3 protein-coding genes are annotated in these 2846 nt (G+C 63.4%); all 3 read left to right on the top strand.

Annotated elements, in window-relative coordinates; all coding sequences use genetic code 11:
• Positions 1 to 39: 39 nt before the first annotated feature.
• The 3 genes from AC628_RS41315 (at position 40) to AC628_RS41305 (ending at position 2798) form a co-directional block, all read left to right on the top strand.
• On the top strand, positions 40 to 1293 hold the full coding sequence (locus AC628_RS41315) for a helix-turn-helix domain-containing protein (RefSeq protein WP_074132538.1): 1254 nt from the start codon (positions 40 to 42) through the stop codon (positions 1291 to 1293).
• Positions 1242 to 1955, top strand: coding sequence for a transcription termination/antitermination protein NusG (gene nusG / locus AC628_RS41310; protein ID WP_143202099.1), 714 nt, complete (start codon positions 1242 to 1244; stop codon positions 1953 to 1955). Before AC628_RS41315 ends, nusG begins: the two co-directional genes overlap by 52 nt.
• Before the next feature lie 561 nt (positions 1956 to 2516).
• A complete protein-coding gene (locus tag AC628_RS41305; RefSeq protein WP_074132536.1) occupies positions 2517 to 2798 on the top strand; it encodes an HNH endonuclease in 282 nt (93 codons plus the stop codon).
• The last annotated feature ends 48 nt before the right edge of the window (positions 2799 to 2846 follow it).

The following is a 2846-nucleotide window of genomic DNA, read 5'->3' as shown; positions in this document are numbered from 1 at the left end:
TCCAGCGTTTCCCGAATTCTCTCTGGTTAGGAAGTTAAGATGACCGCGAAAAAGCGGGCGCGACGCATCGCCTCGGATGAGGCGACGGCATGGGCGCGCAATCTCGAGCTGGGCAACCCTTACGCCAAAAGCGTGCTGCGGGCGCTCGGCGGGTATGTCGACGGTGACGGCATGTGCTGGGTTGGAATCCCGTCGCTGGCGTCGGATACGGATCTGTCGCAGGACACGGTCCGCCGGCGGCTCGGTTGGCTCGAGGAGATCGGCGCGATCGGCCGGACGCCGCAATGGCTCGACGAGAACGGTCGCCGCAACGGCGACGGCCGGGGCAAGCGCACCACGGATCTTATCCGTCTCCTGGTCGACGCCGATATCGGCGCGATCGAGGCGCGCGCTGCCGGGCGCGACGTTGACGAAACGCCTGCAAATTCAAGGGTGATTAGCCCTAGCTGGCAGCAAGGGCTAAATTCCGATACGGACGACGCTAGCCCTCGGCCAGCACTAGGCCAGCCCTCGCAATACAGCCAGGGGCTAGACTCTTTTGAACCTGAACCGGAAAATCCCCCTAAGTCCCCCTCCGGGGGATTTCCGGACGATCACAAGGCGATCGAGGAAAGCGAACCGACCGAGTTCGCCGCGGCATTCGAGAGCTATGTCGGCCATGAGGTCATGCGGCGCGACCTCGGCCTCGAGCAGTTCCGTCTCCTGACGCCGGACGATCGCGCCTGGTGCTGCCATGCGGTCCCGCTCTACATGGCGAAGCTGCGCGAGCTCAAGCAGCGCCGGCCGATGAATTTTCATCTCTGGGTGCGGACGCGCGGCTTTCGCGAATTTGCTGCGCCTGGTGCTGCGCCGGCAAAGCCTGCTGCGCCACAACGGCGGTTTGTGCAAGGCGACGAGCTCAAGGGCTTAGCAGTGGCGACGCAGATCGCCGAGCGGCGCGAGCTGCGCGTTATCCGCGAGCTGGATCTCGGCGAGGGCGTCTGGACGCAGCTGCCGCCGCAGATAGATCTCACGGCGATGGCGGCGTTTGCCGGCGTCGATCGCGAGGCCTGGCAGGTCGTCGACCTCGGGACGCCGCAGTTTGCCGCATGGCGCGATCGCCTGGCACTCTGGACCGGCGCTGAGCCGCAGGCCGAGCGAATTTTCCTCGAGCCGTATGACCCGAACGTTCATGGCGTCTCGTCGTCAAATCCGAATTTCCGTTTGAGGAAGTCAAAGCAGGGCTTTCGCGTGCCGGCGCCGTGGCCGCCGCGCCGCGATGGGACGTGGCAAGTCGCAGGGGAGAGGGAATGAACATGCAATACCGCAAGGGGCAGATCGTCGGTTATGTCGAGGCCGGCGGTCGTATGGCGGTCCCGGCGATGCCGGAGAGCTGGCGCGTGCTGCAAGTCATGCCTGGCCGCGACGCCAAGGTCATCAAGGCCTTCGGCGAGCGCTGCATCAGCGGTTGGTCGCCGACCGTTGTGCATTTCGTCCAACGAGGCAACGGCCAGCCGGCGCGGCGTCCGCATCTCGGCCGCCGGATCGAAAAGCCGTTTCTGCCTGGTCTGATCTTTCTGCCCGATTTCGAGCTCGGCCGTCTCGCCGAGATCCGCAGCATTCCTGACGTCGACAACTTGCTCGAGTTCGGCGAGCTGCGGTCGTGGCTCAACGCCACCGAGATGCAGCTGCTGCGCGACATCGTCAAGGTCGAGAACATGCTGCCGTCACGTCGCCGATGGGCGCTCGCACAGCTGTTCCTGCGGTATGGCTTCATCAGCGTCGCCGAGGTCAAAGACGAGACCGAAATGCGAGTAGGTCGAGAGATCCGCGTCGCCGATGGTCTGTTCTCTGGCTTTCGCGCGCTGATCGAGCGAATTGACTCAAAAGGCCGACTCAGCGTCTTAGTCAGCGACGGAAAGCACGGCGTCAAGGTAAGCGGTTTAACCGAGGCGCAGATCGAGCTGATCGACTAATTCGCGGTGCGGTGCATACGCGGCAGCTCGGCTAAAAGTGCAGAGCCTGATTCAGGCGAACGCGCGCAGCGCGCTCCTACCGCAAATTAGAAAGGCCGCCAACTGGGCGGCCTTTGTCGATTTCGCTCCCAGCTCGATCGCGGCAGCCGGTTAGACTATCGGTGCTGGCTAGTCGCAACGGCGGACCCGGCGGACCGAACCGTCATCGCGCTCGATCGTAACAGTGCGGCAACCGCGATAGCCGCGATCATAATCGTAGGCGCGATAAGCGCGTCGATCATAATCTCGGTCGTAATATCGGTGGTGCGGGCCAACCACTACGCCGCCGGCCGGAGTATCAATGGCGAATTGAGCTGCCGCGGGTGCAATCGAGAACGGGGCAACGACAGCGAAACCCGCGACCGCCAGTACACCAGCCAGTGTAGGAGCTCTCATAGTGTCCTCCTCGATTTGTTCCATTGCTCTCCAACGTCACAAGTAAGGCAAGGTTCCTGCGGAACTGGGCGTTCCTCCCTACCTTGAGGCCGATCAACGTAAGGTGGTCGGCCTTTCCTTTTGTGGATGCCGCAGCCGCCCTGGAAAGCCTGGTACAAGCTCGCGCGCTGGCGTGCGCTGCGTCGGCGCATCTTCCTGCGCGATCTCTACACATGCCAGCGCAAGGGATGCGGCAGGGTCGAGCCTGATACCTCGCTGCTGGTCTGCGACCATGTCATCCCGCATCGTGGCGATGAACGCCTGTTCTGGGACGAGGCCAACCTGCAGACGCTCTGCAAGACTTGCCACGATCGAGACAAGCAGCGCGAGGAGCAGGCGAGCCTGCACACGCGCGGCGTCTGGGACTGATTGAGGGGTAGGGAGTGGGCATTTCCTTCGCGAGGCCCTCTCCACGGA

It is taken from the genome of Bradyrhizobium sp. NAS96.2 (assembly GCF_001908235.1).
In the GTDB taxonomy this organism is placed as follows: Bacteria; Pseudomonadota; Alphaproteobacteria; order Rhizobiales; family Xanthobacteraceae; genus Bradyrhizobium.
This window is presented reverse-complemented; position numbering and strand designations above follow the sequence as displayed.

Excerpts from the sequence above, each read along its gene's own strand:
- AC628_RS41305 (WP_074132536.1), top strand. The coding sequence starts at position 2,517 with ATGCCGCAGCCGCCCTGGAAAGCCTGGTACAAGCTCGCGCGCTGGCGT.
- AC628_RS41315 (WP_074132538.1), top strand. The coding sequence starts at position 40 with ATGACCGCGAAAAAGCGGGCGCGACGCATCGCCTCGGATGAGGCGACG.